Raw genomic sequence first — 17432 nt, 5'->3', positions numbered from 1 at the left:
AGGAAACTTTTCCATTGATCATACCAGAGATGGATAATGCTGGTGCCCGTTACCACTTCCAGCGCTTCGCAATAGGCACATTGGGCCACGTATCCCTGTTTGTCCTGAATGATCTGTATGAATGCGCACATAATTGTTTATTTGAATAAAAAATGAACAATATCTCTAAAATTAGACCGCCTTCATTTTTTTAAAATGCCGGATCAGGAAAACAATTGTCGCTATTGGTAATAATGAATTGCATGAGAAGATAACTTCAGTGATATTTACTGTTCAGGGGATCGTTCCGGTATTACAGAAACAATTGTTTTGTTTACCTTTTTCGTAAAATATTTTCCTGATTGTTCATTGGCGTGTGCCGCAGCCCCGGCGTTCAGGTGATTTCAGGTATGGCCAGGATGTAGCCGCGGTATATGCCATACTTAAATTAAGGCTCAAATGAAAGCAATACCTTTAACCTGAGCTATACCCGGCCTTATATATGGGATCTGAACCCTAATGTAAATGCCAGCGACCCCAAAAATATAGTATCCGGTAATCCTGAGCTTGTCCCGGAGATCGCCGGACAGGCGGAACTTTCTTATGGTCTTAATACCGGCCCTCAATTTTTTATGCATGCCGCTGTTTTCTACAGGCAAACGGATAATACCATAGTGGAGTTCATGGAAACGGATGCGCAGGGAATATCGTATACCAGCAAGCAGAACCTTGCGGGCAACCGGCAGTTTGGTCTCAACCTTTCCTCAACCGCCAATCTTTCTTCAAGCTGGGCACTGAACGGGAACATAAATATCAGTCATCTGAACTACAGCAGTGAGGCGCTGGCAATATTCCGTTCAGGATGGAATGCAGATTTTAGTATCAATACCACCTGTAAGCTGCCCCGTCATTTTGCATTGCAGGTTTTTGGTGAGTACAGTACGCGGTCGGTTACTTTATTGGGCAGCCGCACCGGCGTTTATTATTACAGCTTTGCCGGCAAAAAGGAATTGAAGAACCCCAGGCTCACCATCACACTGGCAGCCGTAAATCTTTTCAACCGGTTTATTCCTGAATCGGAAATGCTGAACCGCCGGCTTTTTATATCCCGAACAGATAACCATTATTTCAACAGGGCGGTTAAGCTTACGATGAACTGGGAGTTTGGCGGACTGCTTCAGCAAAAGGAGAGAAAGCGGATCACTAATAATGATGTAAAAACACAGGGAAAAGGTTAGCGACCGGTTGATATTATATAAAGAAGTTTGCAAATTTTATCTTATCGGACTGCTTTTTTCCCGATTGCGTAAGTAAAAAAAAGTTAATACAGGCAACTTTGCGGCCAATTACCTATTTTTTATGCAAGGTTATCGCAGGTTATGCATGCTGATCAGCATATCAGTACTCTTATTTTGGTCTACTCCTTCACGGTCGCAGGTTTTAACTGCTGAGGATTCACTTTATTCCGGGCTTTTATCTAAGGAGCAGGCCACCGTGCTTTCGGGCTACGGTGAAGCCGCATACGCGCTTGATCTTCAAAAAAAGACAGCAGAAGCTTCACTCCGGCGGGTGGTGTTGTTTGTTGGACATAAATTCAATAATAGAATATCATTGTTTACCGAGCTGGAGCTGGAAAATGCGTTGGTGGCGGGCAATGGCTCGGATGAGGGGATAACCGGTAAAGGCGGGATTTCAATGGAGCAGGCCTTTTTAAAATTCAATCTTGATCCCACCTCCTATATTGTAGCAGGACTGTTCATTCCCCGTGTGGGGTTTATCAATGAAAATCATTTGCCAACAACGTTCAACGGGGTAGACCGGCCATTTTTGGAGGAACTGGTCATACCTTCTACCTGGCGCGAGATTGGAGTAGGATTTTACAGCACCATAAAAAGCGTACCGGGTCTCAATTACAGCGTATCATTGACCAACGGGCTTAACTCCGGCGGATTTACCAACGGGTCGGGTATCCGTGAAGGCAGGCAACTGGGTTCAAAAGCGGGTGGACTTGCCCTGGCTGCCACAGGGTCATTGTTGTATTATATCAATGACTTCCGTTTCCAGTTATCCGCTTATGCCGGTGGTTCAACCGCTGTGGAAGGCAGGGTAGCCGATAGCCTGGCGTTGAATTCAGGTCCCTTCGGCAATGCCGTGGTACTGGGTGATGTGAATGGGCAGTATATTCATAACGGCTGGAACATACGCATTATAGCCAGTGCTGTTTCCATTGGCAATGCTGCGGTTATCAATAAAGCGTATGCAAGCAATACACCTGAGCTGATATACGGGGCTTATGGAGAAGCAGGGTATGATTTGTTTTACAAAAAGCACCATGGTGAAAAGTCGCTCATCGCGTTCGGAAGATATGAATACATGGATTTAAGCGCCCGCCTGCCCTATAACGGCATTCAGAACGACGTGAACCGGAAGCAATATATAATAGCAGGATTAACATATAAACCGGTAAGGGGTGTGGCAATAAAGCTTGATTATGTACACCGCATTACGGGTGAGCCCAATCCTGCGCTGATCGTTACTCCTTTTCCACAACAAATACCCTATTATAAAAGCAATGGCTTTTTAAACGTGGGTATGGCTTATAATTTTTGAGATGCAGAGAAGAACTTTTCTCAGGCAAAGTTGTGTTGCCTGTTTTGGACTGGCTGGTGCCGGGCTACTGCTTGAAGGTTGTGGCAGCGCGTTGCCGTTGGTAAAGCTTACTCCTGTTGGAAATACAATAAGCGTACCTGCTGCTGTCTTTGCCGCACAGGTGATGCATGTTATAGTGAGAAGCAGAACGCTTGAAAACGATATCCTGCTGGTTAAGGAAAATGATACCACCTACAAAGCACTATACCTGCGTTGCACACACGAAGGCGTTGGACTTACGGCTACAGATAAAAAGATCTTCTGCAGCGCACATGGCAGCATCTTCGATTTTAACGGGAATGTAGTAAAAGAACCCGCACTCAGGCCTTTGAAACAATTTAAAACCTCAACAGATAACACCGGCATCATCATTTATTTATCATAAATAATATTGCGTATGTATTTAAAAAAAGTAATTTCACGAACTGCGTTTTTCATAGGAGGAACTGCGCTCCTGGTAACAGCTTCCTGTAAAAAAAATAATGACGGCAACGATACCGATGCTGCCGCCCTGAATACAGAGATATTATCTAACACAGCTACCGGTGTTTGTTTGGCCAGCTACCAGGACCTGGCAGATAAATCAGGACAACTGTTAACGGCCGTACAAACATTAAATACAACCACTACAGATGATAACCTGGCAAGCTGCCGTGCTTTATGGAAGAGTATCAGGGAAACCTGGGAACGTTCGGAAGCCTGGCTGGTCGGTCCCGTGGCTGTAGATGAGATTGACCCCCGTATTGATACCTGGCCGGTTGACTTTAATGATCTGAACAGCATACTGTCATCGGGTGCAACGCTTGATGATGCATATATTGACGGACTGGAAGAATCACTCAAAGGGTTTCATCCCATTGAATACCTGCTTTGGGGCCAGGATGGAGATAAAGCAGCCGCATCCTTTACAGATAAGGAAAAAGAATACCTCCTGGGACTTTCACAAAACCTGAAAAAGCTGAGCGAAGAGGTAAAGGATAGCTGGACCGGCGGGTATACTACCCTGTTGGCTACTGCCGGGGCCGCAGGAAATACCGAATATCCTACTAAAAAAGCGGCTTTTGAGGCGCTGGTTGATGGCATGGCAGGCATCTGCGATGAAGTAGCCAACGGTAAAATGAAAGATCCTTATGAGCTGGAGGATCCCACACAGGAAGAAAGCCCCTTTGCCCAAAATTCAATTATAGATTTTACAAACAATATAAAAGGCATAATGGATATGTACCAGGGTAAATTTATCAATGACGGAAAAGGCATAGAAGACCTTGTTCGCCACTACAATTTGGCGCTTGATAATAAGATCAAAGAAGCTCACGGTACGGCCGTTGCGGCACTCTCGGCTATTGACGTGCCTTTTGGGGAAGCCATTATTGATCAAAAGCCTAAAGTAGAAAATGCCATGGCTAAAATAAACGACCTGGCATCGGTGCTGGATAGCGAGCTAAAACCTTTTTTGCAGCAGTATGGCCAGTAAATGTTGAAGTTGCAGAAGATAGTGTTAAGCAGGGCAAATGATGTCGGTATATTATCGTGAAACTACAAAGATGAAACGACAGAGGTGAGAAGGTATAACCTCTCACTTCTCACGTTTCACTTTTCACGTCTGGCACCGGCATACCGAGCCCACGAGAAAAATATGAGGATCCCGAAAGTATATACAGTTTGTTTTTGTTTGATCACCTGCATCGTGCTTATACAGGTAGCATGTAAAAAATCCGACAAAACTTATTCCAACCCGGATGATGAATGGAGAAGCGGTGGGATGCAAACGGTGTACGATCAGAACAGCAGCGCTTTCACTCATGTATTTCCGGTAATACCGGAACACTTAGAGCGGGTACATGAAATTGGCGATCTGCAGTTTGAAGCAACGTTTGTATCGGCGCCATCTCCTAAAAACCCGGGGCTTGGTCCCATATTTAACAATGTTTCCTGCACATCCTGTCATATCAATGACGGCCGCGGAAAAGTGCCGGGCGTGGGAGAGCTGTCTGTGCTTATGCTTTTTCGGGTAAGCATTCCCGGGCAGAATGAATTTGGCGGGCCCAATCCCGTACCGGGTTTTGGCGACCAGTTGCAGCATCGCGCCGGTGTTAATGTTGTAAAGGAGGCCGACGTAAATATTAAGTACACGGAAAAAACCTTTCAGTTCGACGACGGGTCTGCATACCAGCTTCGCTTCCCCGATTATGCCGTAACCAGTACCTATACTGCCTTTCCTGCTGATGCCATGCTTTCACCCCGGGTGGCAGCGCCGGTTTTTGGTCTTGGCCTGCTTGATGCCGTTAGTGATGCGGATATATTGTCAGGAGCGGATGAAAATGATACAAATGGCGATGGCATCAGCGGTAAACCCAATTATGTATGGAACTATGTAACCCGGCAAACCACGTTGGGAAGGTTTGGGTGGAAAGCCAATCAGCCTTCCATCCTGCAGCAGGTGGCGGCGGCTTATAATGGAGATATTGGTATTACAACCACTGTGTTTCCTCAGGAGAACAGCTGGGGGCAGCCGCAATACGATAAGGCCGCCGATGACCCCGAGCTCTCCGACAGCCTGTTGTACAGTGTTGAGTTCTATATTAAAACACTGGCTGTACCGGCGCGCCGCAATGCTGATGATGCTGTTGTGAAGCAGGGTAAGCAATTGTTCCTTAATGCCGGCTGCGCCAACTGTCATGTGCCCGATTTAAGAACGGCAGTAAATGTTGCTTTTCCGGCAGTAAGCAACCAGTTGATACATCCTTATACCGACCTGTTGCTGCACGATATGGGAGATGACCTGGCAGACCATCGCCCGGATTTTAAAGCTTCAGGAAATGAATGGCGTACCACACCGCTGTGGGGTATCGGCCTTACGCAAAAAGTAAACGGGCACAATAATTTTTTACACGACGGACGTGCCAGGAGCCTGCTCGAAGCCGTGATGTGGCATGGGGGTGAAGCCCTTGCCGCGCGTAATAAGGTAAAAGCCATGAGCTCGGCGGAAAGGAACGCTTTAATAAAATTCCTGGAATCGTTATAGGCTTATACATTGCGATGTTGAAGAGACGGCAATGGTCTCTGGCGTAGTTTGTGAATGCACGAAACACTTAACCATGTATTTCGTACTTTCAGGAATAATATATGCTTACCTGTTGATAGACGGCAGGTGTTGATATGCCTGCCTGTAGATGACAGCTCACGTTTCTTATTAATTTTCAATTGTGGCCCAACTTAACCATTACACATCACCGTTTAAGATCATTTGCATTTTGGTGCTCATTGCCGTGCTGGTAAATGATAAGGTGCATGCCCAAAAGGAATATGATGTAATACGGAACAACTGGATTGAATTCAGTGATGCGCCCAATGCCCTGTATCATCATTTTGCCCGGCAGGCCTGTGCGCTCCTGGACAAACGTGCTGCGGCAATAAAGGAGATACGTTCATTGAGCGGCTGGCAGCAAAGGCAGGAATATATACGCAGATCGTTACAGGAACTCGTAGGCCCATTTCCCCCCAAAACTGCCCTGAATGCAAAAACGGTAAGAATATTAAAAAAAGAAGGCTACAGGATAGAACATATTATATACGAATCGCAACCCGGCTTTTTTGTTACTGCATCGTTGTATATACCTTCCGTACACGGGAAGAATAAACTGCCGGCGGTCATTTATTGCAGCGGGCATGCTGCTGAAGGTTACAGGAGTACGGTATACCAGCACGTCATTTTAAATCTTGTAAAAAAAGGTTTCATTGTATTTGCATTTGACCTGGTAGGGCAGGGTGAACGTCTTGAATATTTTGATGCAGCAAGCGGTAAGTCTTTGGTAGGCGGCCCGGTAGCTGAACATTCCTGGGCCGGTGCGCAGGCTTTCATTACCGGCAGTTCGCAGGCAAAATATATGATATGGGATGGTATAAGGGCAGTGGATTATTTGCTTGACAGGAAAGAAGTGGATCCACAACGGGTAGGCATAACCGGCCGCTCCGGCGGAGGTACGCAATCTGCATACATTGCAGCATTCGATGAACGCATAAAAGCCGCCGCCCCGGAATGTTACATTACCAGTCTTTCCCGCATATTTCAAAGCATCGGCCCGCAGGACGCGGAACAGAACCCGGGTGATGCGGTTTTACGTGGAATAGACCATGCTGATCTTTTGCTGGTACGGGCGCCCAGGCCTGCATTGATGATCACCACCACCCGCGATATGTTCAGTATTGAAGGTGCAAGGGAAACAGCAAAAGAAGTATCGGGTATTTATAAGGCGTATAAGAAAGAAGGTAATTTTAGTATGGTGGAAGATGATGCGCCGCATGCATCTACCCAAAAGAACAGAGAAGCCATGTATGCTTTTTTCCAGAAGCATTTAAACAATCCCGGCAGTTCCCTTGATGAAGAAACGGATACATTAACAGCACAGGAATTGCAGGTAACCGGAACGGGCCAAACAGCTACCTCACTGAAAAGTGAAACGGTTTTTAGTTTGAATCGCAAACAGGCGGAGCAATTGGAACAGCGCCTGCAGGCTTCCCGCAATACATTGAACAGTCATTTGGTAAATGCGGTACAGTCGGCGCGTAAGCTTTCGGGTTATGTGCCGCCGCTGCAAACGCATGAGCCTGTTTTTACCGGGCGATTCCGCAGAGATGGTTATACAATAGAAAAATATTTTTTGCAGGGCGAAGGGAATTATATTATCCCTTACCTGTTGCTGAAGCCGGATCAGCCCAGCCATAAAGCGCTTTTGTATCTGCATCCATCCGGGAAGCAGGCAGAAGCAGCGGAAGGAGGCGAAATGGAATGGTTTGTAAAAAAAGGATTTACGGTGCTGGCGCCCGACCTGATAGGAGTGGGGGAAATGGGGGCGGGTGTTTTTGAAGGAGATTCTTATATTAAAGGCGTTTCCTATAATGTGTGGTTCGCTTCCATGCTTATCGGGAAAAGCATTGTTGGGGTAAGAGCAGGTGATGTAGTACGACTTGCCCGGTTATTGAAGTCCAATAAAAATGTGCAGGCCGTTTATGGTCTTGCCAAGAAAGAGATGGCGCCGGCATTGCTCCATGCCGCGGCTTTTGATCCGTCAATCAGCAACATAGCGCTTATTGAACCGTATACTTCTTACCGCAGCATTGTAATGCATCGTTTCTATAACCCGGCTTTCATCCACAGCATGGTGCCCAACGCGCTTACAGCTTACGACCTTCCAGATCTTGCCGCCGGCCTTGCCCCGCGGAAGCTGTTGATCGCCCATGCTACGGATGGCGCGGGAAATGAACCCACACCGGAGGAGGCAGAAGCAGATTTTGCGATCATTAAAACGGCTTACGGGCATAAAAATGCAGGCGGGCAGCTCCGCATTATACCGGGTAAGCCAACGGGTAAAAATGCTGATCTGTACGGGGGATGGATAGAATAGGAATGGGTAACCCGGGAAACCGGTTATGCAAATCAGGGCTCAACTTTATGATACCGGAAAAGCCTGAAGGACTTTAATATGAATAGCCCAGGCTTCAACCGGGATTATTAGAGATGTAGTTTCTTCAACCCCCCGGAGGAATTGAATTGGGTGGCTATTCACATTAAAATCCTTATAAGTAATTAAAAGGTTTGTTTATTGATTAACGCTACAGAGGGTGTTTCTGATTAATACTTTTCGTGGCGATGATTTTTTGCAGGAACGCTTTATGTTCCATAGGAACATTTTATGGGTAGTAAATGTGGAAATGAGAGCTCGTTCCGTAGGAACGTTTGGTGTAATTATCTTACATTTAAATGAATAATAAGGATTAGGCATTTTGTTCGCAAATCTTGTCATTGAAGGTGCTGTTACTTTATGCCTTTGATGATTTAATTGCAATAGCACCAAACGTTCCCAAGGAACGTTTTTATGGTATTTCTCCCGAATCTCCTACCCACCAAAAGTCCCGATGGGACTAAGAAAACAATTCAAATTATTACTACTATTTTTTGCGAACAGCCTTCCTGATCCTATAAATAATTAACTATTAAAAAAGATCTATGCCAAACACTTATTTCAAATTACATATTCAGCTTGTATTTGCCGTAAAATATCGCGCCGGGCTAATACATAGAGAATGGAAAGAAGATCTACATAAATATATAACCGGTATTTTTCAGCAGAATAATCATAAGATGCTGCAAATAAATAGTATGCCTGATCACATTCATATTTTTATTGGAATGCGGCCTCATCAATCCATCTCCGCATTGGTTCAAAATGTAAAAACAGAAAGCAGTAAGTGGGTAAAAGCAAAAAATTTTTGCAAGGGTCCTTTTAACTGGCAAGAAGGATATGGTGCATTTTCCTATTCAAAAAGTCATGTGCCTGATGTAATACGTTATATCCAAAACCAGGAAATTCATCACCGTAAAGAAACATTTTTGGATGAATATAGAAAAATGCTACAGTTGTTTGAAGTAGACTATGATGAACAATACCTTTTTAAAGAGCTCGCGTAGCACAACTTTCCTGATGAGCGGGCAGTAGTTTTAAAAAAAATAGAAATACCTTGCTGCAATGAAAGCATTGATATGCAGCCGCCCCGGAACTTTTGAATACAATGATGTGCCTGCACCGGTATTGCAGCCGGGACATGCCATCCTTAAAATAAAACGCATTGGCATTTGCGGCACCGATTTGCACGCCTACCGGGGAACCCAGCCCTATTTTAATTATCCAAGAATACTGGGACATGAATTGGCCGCCGACCTGCTGGATGCGGATGGACCTATAGGGTTTGTGCCCGGCGAAACACTGACCTTTATTCCCTATTTCAGTTGCGGTACATGCATAGCCTGCCGCAACGGCAAACCCAATTGCTGCGCAACCATACAGGTGTGCGGCGTACATGTGGATGGCGGGATGGCAGACTACTTATCTGTACCTGAAGCAACCCTGGTAAAAAGTGAAGGACTGGGATATGACGAACTGGCGCTGGTAGAACCTTTGGCTATCGGGGCGCACGGCATACGGAGGGCAGGTATTATGAAAGATGAGTTTGTGCTGGTGGTTGGCGCAGGGCCCATAGGGTTGGGCACGATGGAATTTGCACGGATAGCCGGCGCCAATGTGATTGCAATGGATTTTAATGAAACGAGACTTGCATTTTGCAAAAACAGCATGAACATTCCGTATACAATAAACCCATCTGAAGAAGATGCAATAAAACGCTTGGAAGAAATAACAAATGGTGATATGCCCACCGTGGTTATTGATGCAACGGGTAACCGCAAAGCGATCAATAGCGGGCTGCAATACCTGGCGCATGGCGGCCGCTATGTGCTGATCGGGCTGCAGCGGGAGGAATTCTGCCTCAGCCATCCTGAATTTCATAAACGCGAGACAACATTAATGAGTAGTCGAAATGCAACCCGCCAGGATTTTGAGCATGTTATCCATACAATAAAAGCCGGGTTGATCAGTCCGCTCCGGTATATCACTCACCGGGCGCAGTTTGATGCCGTAAAAGATATTTTTGAGGAGTGGCTTGATCCATCTGCGGGCGTAATAAAGGCAATGGTTGAAAAGGATTAAATTGCGCATCGTATCAATAAAAACATCCGGCCATGATAAAAGCTATTCTTGTTGCAGGTATTTTTATTTCCGGCGTTGTGATAGCAATGGAAAAACAGCAAACCGGAAAGGATATTATTCCGGCAACATCAACTTCACAGGCAGATACCAATGTTGACCTGGCCAAGCTCATCGAGCCCGGTGCAGTGCTGCAAAAAGTATCTGATCGGTTCCGTTTTACCGAAGGCCCTGCTGCGGATAAAAAAGGAAATATATTTTTTACCGACCAGCCCAACGATAAAATATGGAAGTACGACACAGAGGGGAACCTGTCTGTATTCATGGATAGATCCGGCCGATCCAACGGCTTATATTTTGACAAGAACGGGAATTTAATTGCCTGTGCCGATGAAAGAAATGAATTATGGTCCATTGATCCTGATAAAAAGGTTACCGTATTGCTGGATGGTTTCAACGGCATTCGGTTCAATGGCCCCAATGATTTATGGATTGACAAAAAAGGAGGTATATATTTTACCGATCCTTATTACCAGAGAGATTACTGGGAAAGAAAGCAACCGGATATGGATGCACAGCAACTGTATTACCTGGCCAAAGGAGCGCAGGAAGCTATTGTAGCAGACGCTGACTTTGTACGTCCGAACGGCATTACCGGCACGCCCGATGGCAGGTGGTTGTATGTAGCCGATATAGGCGCCGGTAAAACCTACAGATATCAAATAAACAAAGACGGCAGTTTAAGCAACCGGCAGCTTTTTGTACCGCAGGGTTCAGACGGGATGACGCTCGACGGCAAAGGCAACCTGTACATTACGGGCAAAGGTGTAACTGTGTATGATGCATCGGGAACGAAAATCGGTAATATTCCTGTCCCTTCGGATTGGGTGGGCAATGTTTGTTTTGGAGGGAAAGACCGGAAGACATTGTTCATTACAGCATCGGAATCGGTGTATACTTTACAGATGCGGGTGAGGGGGGGGAGATAGATTGCAGGTTGCAGGAGGTAAGAGGTGTAAGGTATGGGGTGTGAGGTGGCTTAGACTGCCGAAGGTACTGCAGCCGGATATATTTCTTCAGCCTGATGGCTGTATTTTATACATTCATTAGAAGTAACGGAATGGTTTTGTATCCATGGCGGGCAGATTTTATTCCAAATTTCCTCTTCAAATTTGATTTTTAATTTTTATTTGTCTTTTGTGATTTGGTTTCTTTGTATTTCTGATGATTCAGGTTTCGGACTTTATTTAAATGATCTTAAAATATGCATTACAAACGCATAATATTGTCGTTCACTGCACTATTGGTTACCATTGTTGTTGCGGCGCAATCTAATCTCGACAGTATTCTTAATGATTTTTACAACCGTCCCGACAGGGTACTGGTAGCCGCTCACAGGGCAGCGCATACTGCTTATCCCGAAAATTCGGTTGCTGCCATGAAAGAAGCCATACGGCTCGGTGTGGACATTATTGAAACAGACATAAGGGAAACAAAGGATGGCGTGCTCATCATTATGCACGACAAAACCATTGACCGAACCACTACAGGGAAAGGGCTGGTGGCTGAAAAGACCTATGCCGAACTGCAGCAGTTTTTTCTTTTGCATGATGGTGAACCCACTTCAGAAAAAATCCCGACTTTTAAAGAAGTGCTTGAATTGGTGAAAGGGAAAGCGATGCTTGATATTGATTATAAGGCCGACGGTAAAAGAGCAGCCAAATCTACAGCCCGGCTACTGAGAAAAACAAAAATGGAAAAGCAGTCGCTGTTTTTTTTGTACGATTATAAGGATGCGCCTGCCCTGCGCAGGATGAATAAAAAAATACAATTCATGACCCGTGCCTACAGCAAAGAAGATGTGGATGGCATATTTAACCAGGGGATTGAAGTGCCGGTGATCCACGCCGATGATAAGTTTTACTCCGATTCCCTGATGGGCGTTATCCGCGGCAAAGGCATAAGGCTCTGGATGAATGCATTGGGGAAATATGAAAAACTGGAAGCAGAGGAAAAGAATAGCGGTTTTGATGCCTTGCTGCGCATGCACCATACCAATATTATACAAACAAATTTCCCGGAAGAGTTGATCGCTTACCTGAAGGCAAGAGGGTTACACCGGTGATGAATACAGCGGTCGGTACGCGACAAAGGAGTGTCAGACCGCGGATCAAATCACAAATCAAAAATTCCTACCCGCATCCAAAAGTAAATATCCCATGCAGGCTTGCTGTATGAAAATCCCTCCACACCCGGTTAATTTCCGAGTTCTGGTCCGATGCCGCCATTCCGCAATAAGGGTAGAGCTCATCTACAGCCCTGCGTGACAATTTAACCAGTGATCTGCATGCTTCTCCCAGGCTATTAACAGAAGAAGCGCTCCATTGCTTTTCCCCGCAACCATTTGCCCATGTTTTTTCCAGCACTTCATAAAAAACCTGCCGGGCATCTTCCAGCCTGCTTTTGCTTCTTGCCAGTGTTTCGAGCATTTCACAGGCTTCCGTTATATTGTATCCATGCCGTTTAATGCGGTCTTCAAATAATGCTTTACAAAGGTCTGTAAAATGAAAAGCCATGCCCGAATAGTTGGCTGTAAGCGTAACTTCAGCAAAGGATAGAAAAGGAAAATAAAAAACCGGGTCGGGTAACAAGGCATATTCCCTGTCAATGATAAAGCATCTTTCCCCGGGCACCGCCAGTGCCTCCACGCTGAAAGCCTGGCTTGCAGTGGCTTTCATACCTGTGGTATTCCAGTCGTTGTGTAGGGTAACTTCTTCTTTCTTAAAAATAAAAGACCCGGTAAGCGGAGATCCATCCTCTTTCAGCACAGGCGCACCGTTTTTTTCAATCACGCAGTTGGCCGTAAATGCTGTGGCATATGGGGCGCCGGTGGCATATTTCCAGTGACCGTTTATTAGGTAACCGTTTTCGGCAACTGCAGCTTTCCCGGACGCGGCTCCACTACCGGCAAGGCATACCTGCTTATCTGAAAAGAAGGAGGAAGCTGCCTGTTTATCAAGGAATCCGATAAACCAGTTGGCTCCGCTGCACAGGGTTACCGTCCAGCCCACGCTGCCATCGGCCAGGGCCAGCGCTTCCTGTAAACGCACTGCTTCCGGTAGCTGCAATTCCAGTCCACCCATGGAACGGGGCACGAAAAGGTTGAACCAGTTTTGCTCAAAAATCAATTTTAATTGTTGCGGGTGCAGTTGCCCCAACTGCTCTGCCGCTGCGGCATAACGCCTGATCGTGTCAACGGATCCGGCAGCCACCAGCTGCGAAGAAATTTTACCTGTAAACATTATTGTATTCAAAGGTAGATGACCTGTGTCAACTGGTGAAAAAATCTTACTTTCAGAATATTAAAAGCAAGGCATGAAAAAATATTTTCTCCTGGTAATGCTAACCGCCGCAAGTTATGCAATGCTCCCTGCACAGGACATTAAAACGCAGATCGCCGGTAAAGCAAATGCTATTCTCCCTGAGCTGATACAATGGAGAAGATACCTGCACCAGCATCCCGAATTGTCGAACAGGGAATTTAAAACGGCGGAGTACATTGCCGCGCATTTGAAAAAACTGGGACTGGAGGTCCAGACCGGCATTGCCAAAACCGGCGTAGTGGGTATTTTAAAAGGCGGGAAGCCCGGCCCTGTTGTTGCTTTGAGAGCCGATATGGATGCCCTGCCGGTTAAAGAAAGAGTGGATGTTCCTTTTGCCTCGAAAACGGAAGGTGAGTACCTGGGAGAAAAAGTATCGGTTATGCATGCCTGTGGGCACGATGCGCATATGGCCATATTAATGGGCACTGCATCGGTATTGAGTTCCATGAAAAAAGATATAGCGGGAACAGTAAAATTTATCTTTCAGCCTGCTGAGGAAGGGCCTCCCGGCGATGAAGAAGGCGGAGCGCCATTGATGATCAAAGAAGGCGTAATGGATAACCCGAAAGTGGATGCCATTTTTGGATTGCATATCAATTCGGCAACGCCTGTTGGGGAAATAAAATACAAGCCGGGCGCTGAAATGGCCGCAAGCGACTGGTTTACCATCAAAGTAAAGGGAAAACAATCGCATGGTTCACAACCATGGGGTGGGGTTGACCCTGTGGTAATTGCGGCGCAAATTATCCAGGGGTTGCAAACCATTGTGAGCCGCCAGCAGGATCTTACCAAAGCGCCGGTAGTAATTACCGTCGGAAAAATTCACGGCGGGGTAAGGAGCAATATCATTCCCGAAGAGCTGGTGATGGAAGGAACGATCAGAACGCTTGACGAAGAAATGCATAAGGATGTGCATGAGCGCATTCGCAATACAGCGGGCCATATTGCCGCCGCGGGCGGCGCCACGGTGGAAGTAAGCATTGATAACAAAACCAAAGTTACCTATAACGATCCGGCTCTTGTAAAGCGCATGCTTCCCTCGCTGGAAGCCGCTGCCGGCAAAGGAAAAGTATATGAAACGGAATGGACAACAGGCGCTGAGGATTTTTCATTCTTCGGCGACAGGGCGCCGTCATTCTTTTTCTTTCTGGGCGGCATGCCGGCGGGACAGGATCTTAAAAAAGCAGCGCCCCACCATACGCCCGATTTTTATATTGACGACAGTATGCTGGATACGGGAGTGAAAGCATTTTGCAATATAGTGTTTGATTATGGGAGGCAACATACCAAATAAACAAATGGCAGGAACCCAATAAAGTGAAACGACAGACGTCAGACGTGAAACGGCAGTACGCTTTCACCTCTCTCATGTCCTCACCATTATTTCGCAAACTGCTTCCTGATCACATTCAGTGCGCCACCTTCCTTAAACCACTGGATCTGCTGCTGGTTGTAGGTATGGTTAACCGTTATATTATCGGCAGTGCCGTTGGCGTGGTGCAATACCAATGTAAGCGGTTTGCCGGGAGCAAAGCCGGTGAGCCCTGTAATATCAATAGAATCGTCTTCCCGGATCTTATCGTAATCTTCCTTATTGGCAAAAGTAAGCGCCAGCATACCCTGCTTTTTCAGATTGGTTTCATGTATACGGGCAAAGCTCCTGACAACAATGGCACGAACACCAAGGTGCCGGGGTTCCATGGCAGCGTGTTCCCTGCTAGAACCCTCTCCGTAATTTTCATCGCCCACCACTATCGTTCCAATACCTGCCGCTTTATAGGCCCTGGCGGTCGCCGGAACGGGTCCGTATTGTTCCGTTAACTGGTTTTTTACGGTATCTGTTTTTTCATTGTAAAAATTGATGGCGCCGATGAGCATATTGTTGCTGATGTTATCCAAATGCCCCCTGAACTTTAACCAGGGACCGGCCATCGAAATATGATCGGTAGTGCATTTTCCTTTTGCTTTGATTAAAAGTTTCAGCCCTTTCAGGTCTGTCCCTTCCCAGGGGGCAAAAGGAGCAAGCAACTGCAGGCGCTGTGAGTCGGGGTTTACAATAACCTCTACCTTACTGCCGTCTTTGGCAGGAGCTTCATAACCCGGATCTTCCACGGAAAACCCTTTGGGAGGCAGTTCTACCCCGGTTGGCTCATCCAGCATCACTTCCTCGCCATTTTCATTTTTGAGCTTATCTTTTAAAGGGTTAAAAGTAAGATCGCCGGCGATGGCGAAAGCCGTAACGATTTCGGGGGAGGCAACAAAAGCATGTGTGCTGGCCAGGCCGTCATTGCGTTTGGCAAAATTGCGGTTAAATGAGGTGATGATGGAGTTTTTGCGGTTGGGATCGTCAATATGACGCGCCCATTGCCCGATGCAGGGGCCGCAGGCATTGGCCAAAACCACGCCGCCTATTTTGTCGAATGTTTTTAAAAAGCCGTCTTTTTCAATGGTATAACGAACCATTTCACTGCCGGGTGTTATGGTAAATTCGGCTCTTGTCTTTAATTTTTTATCAACGGCCTGCTGTGCCAGGGAGGCAGAGCGGCTGATGTCTTCATATGAAGAGTTGGTACAGGAGCCGATCAGCGCCACTTCTAATTTTTCGGGCCATTGATTGGCTTTTACAGCGTCGGCAAATTTACCGATGGGCCAGGCCAGATCGGGAGTAAAGGGTCCGTTTACATAGGGTTCCAGTTCGCTTAGGTTGATTTCTATGACCTGGTCATAATATTTTTCGGGGTTGGCATATACTTCAGGATCGGGGCGCAAATGCTCTTTAATGCCATCGGCCAGCGCCGCCACTTCTTCACGTTCTGTTGCCCTGAGGTAAGCGGCCATTTTTTCATCGTATGTAAATATGGAGCAGGTGGCGCCAATTTCGGCGCCCATATTGCATATCGTTCCTTTGCCGGTAGCGCTGAGGCTTTCGGCGCCTTCTCCGAAATATTCAACAATAGCGCCTGTACCGCCTTTTACGGTAAGTATGCCGGCCACTTTTAATATTACATCTTTAGGGGAGGCCCAGCCGCTCAATTTGCCGGTAAGTTTTATACCGATCAGTTTGGGCATTTTTAGTTCCCAGGGCAAACCGGCCATTACATCTACCGCGTCGGCGCCACCCACGCCAATGGCTACCATGCCCAGTCCCCCGGCATTGGGTGTATGCGAGTCTGTTCCGATCATCATGCCCCCGGGAAAAGCGTAGTTTTCAAGCACAACCTGGTGAATGATACCTGCGCCGGCTTTCCAGAAGCCGATGCCATATTTATTGGAAATGGAAGCAAGGAAATCATATACTTCTTTATTTACGTCTACTGCCGTTTTCAGGTCCTGGGCTGCGCCCACTTTAGCCTGTATCAGGTGGTCGCAGTGAACGGTAGAGGGAACCGCCACGGTGCTTCTGCCGCAGGTCATGAACTGCAGTAAAGCCATTTGAGCAGTAGCATCCTGCATGGCTACGCGGTCGGGTGCAAAATCAACATAATCTTTTCCTCTTTCATATGCGCGGGCAGGGGGCTCATACAGGTGAGCGTATAATATCTTTTCTGCGAGTGTGAGCGGTGTTCCGGTGAGCGTACGTGCAGCTTCAATCTTAGCGGGCATTCCGGCATAGGTTTTTTTAATGAGATCGAGATCAAAAATCATAGTATATATCTGTTTTTAGGTGGTTGACGTATTGAATGTATTACCGGCCGGGAATCTGGTTTCACCTTTGCCTTCTCATTAATATAACGCCGGCACGTGTGTGATGGCTATCAAAAAGCCCGGCAAAATTATCGAAAAAAGGCCGGTTTCATAACAAGGCATTTACAATACCGTTATTTATTTTTTATAATTTAGCAGTATGAATAAGTTCAAGCACTTTATTGAATGGCAGGTG

12 protein-coding genes and 1 pseudogene are annotated in these 17432 nt (G+C 46.4%); 11 read left to right on the top strand and 2 right to left on the bottom strand.

Translation table 11 applies throughout. The features are described 5' to 3' along the window. Positions 1-449 precede the first annotated feature (449 nt). From PLH26_RS11590 to PLH26_RS11545, 10 genes and pseudogenes are all read left to right on the top strand, one after another. A pseudogene (locus tag PLH26_RS11590) lies at positions 450-1217 on the top strand (outer membrane beta-barrel family protein); the annotation flags it as partial. Between the two features lie 121 nt (positions 1218-1338). Then, the gene (locus PLH26_RS11585; protein WP_324586181.1) at positions 1339-2589 is read left to right on the top strand and encodes a porin family protein; all 1251 of its coding nucleotides are present in this window, start codon (positions 1339-1341) and stop codon (positions 2587-2589) included. Between the two features lies 1 nt (position 2590). Next, a complete protein-coding gene (locus PLH26_RS11580) occupies positions 2591-3013 on the top strand; it encodes a QcrA and Rieske domain-containing protein (RefSeq protein ID WP_324586180.1) in 423 nt (140 codons plus the stop codon). A 12-nt stretch (positions 3014-3025) separates the two neighbouring features. After that, positions 3026-4102, top strand: a complete 1077-nt coding sequence (locus PLH26_RS11575; protein WP_324586179.1) for an imelysin family protein — start codon at positions 3026-3028, stop codon at positions 4100-4102. A gap of 162 nt (positions 4103-4264) precedes the next feature. After that, positions 4265-5653 (top strand): di-heme oxidoreductase family protein, encoded by a 1389-nt coding sequence (locus tag PLH26_RS11570; RefSeq protein ID WP_324586178.1) that lies wholly within the window; start codon positions 4265-4267, stop codon positions 5651-5653. A gap of 181 nt (positions 5654-5834) precedes the next feature. Then, a complete protein-coding gene (locus tag PLH26_RS11565) occupies positions 5835-8033 on the top strand; it encodes an alpha/beta hydrolase family protein (RefSeq protein WP_324586177.1) in 2199 nt (732 codons plus the stop codon). Between the two features lie 602 nt (positions 8034-8635). Next, a complete protein-coding gene (gene tnpA / locus PLH26_RS11560) occupies positions 8636-9097 on the top strand; it encodes an IS200/IS605 family transposase (RefSeq protein ID WP_324586176.1) in 462 nt (153 codons plus the stop codon). A gap of 58 nt (positions 9098-9155) precedes the next feature. Beyond that, the gene (locus PLH26_RS11555; protein WP_324586175.1) at positions 9156-10172 is read left to right on the top strand and encodes a zinc-binding alcohol dehydrogenase family protein; all 1017 of its coding nucleotides are present in this window, start codon (positions 9156-9158) and stop codon (positions 10170-10172) included. Positions 10173-10204: 32 nt separating this feature from the next. After that, positions 10205-11158 carry an SMP-30/gluconolactonase/LRE family protein gene (locus tag PLH26_RS11550; RefSeq protein ID WP_324586174.1) on the top strand — a complete coding sequence of 318 codons (954 nt, stop codon included), beginning with the start codon at positions 10205-10207 and terminating at the stop codon, positions 11156-11158. Between the two features lie 275 nt (positions 11159-11433). Further along, positions 11434-12294: a glycerophosphodiester phosphodiesterase family protein gene (locus PLH26_RS11545; protein WP_324586173.1), complete on the top strand. Its 861-nt coding sequence runs from the start codon at positions 11434-11436 to the stop codon at positions 12292-12294. Positions 12295-12361: 67 nt separating this feature from the next. Here the strand turns inward: PLH26_RS11545 and PLH26_RS11540 are convergent, their stop codons facing one another. Beyond that, positions 12362-13471, bottom strand: a complete 1110-nt coding sequence (locus tag PLH26_RS11540; RefSeq protein ID WP_324586172.1) for an acyl-CoA dehydrogenase family protein — start codon at positions 13469-13471, stop codon at positions 12362-12364. A gap of 73 nt (positions 13472-13544) precedes the next feature. Between PLH26_RS11540 and PLH26_RS11535 the strand changes: the two genes are divergently transcribed. Next, a complete protein-coding gene (locus PLH26_RS11535; RefSeq protein ID WP_324586171.1) occupies positions 13545-14846 on the top strand; it encodes an amidohydrolase in 1302 nt (433 codons plus the stop codon). A gap of 86 nt (positions 14847-14932) precedes the next feature. Here the strand turns inward: PLH26_RS11535 and PLH26_RS11530 are convergent, their stop codons facing one another. Further along, positions 14933-17197 carry an aconitate hydratase gene (locus tag PLH26_RS11530; protein ID WP_324586170.1) on the bottom strand — a complete coding sequence of 755 codons (2265 nt, stop codon included), beginning with the start codon at positions 17195-17197 and terminating at the stop codon, positions 14933-14935. Positions 17198-17432 lie beyond the last annotated feature (235 nt).

It is taken from the genome of Agriterribacter sp. (genome assembly GCF_035444585.1).
GTDB lineage: Bacteria > Bacteroidota > Bacteroidia > Chitinophagales > Chitinophagaceae > Agriterribacter.
This window is presented reverse-complemented; position numbering and strand designations above follow the sequence as displayed.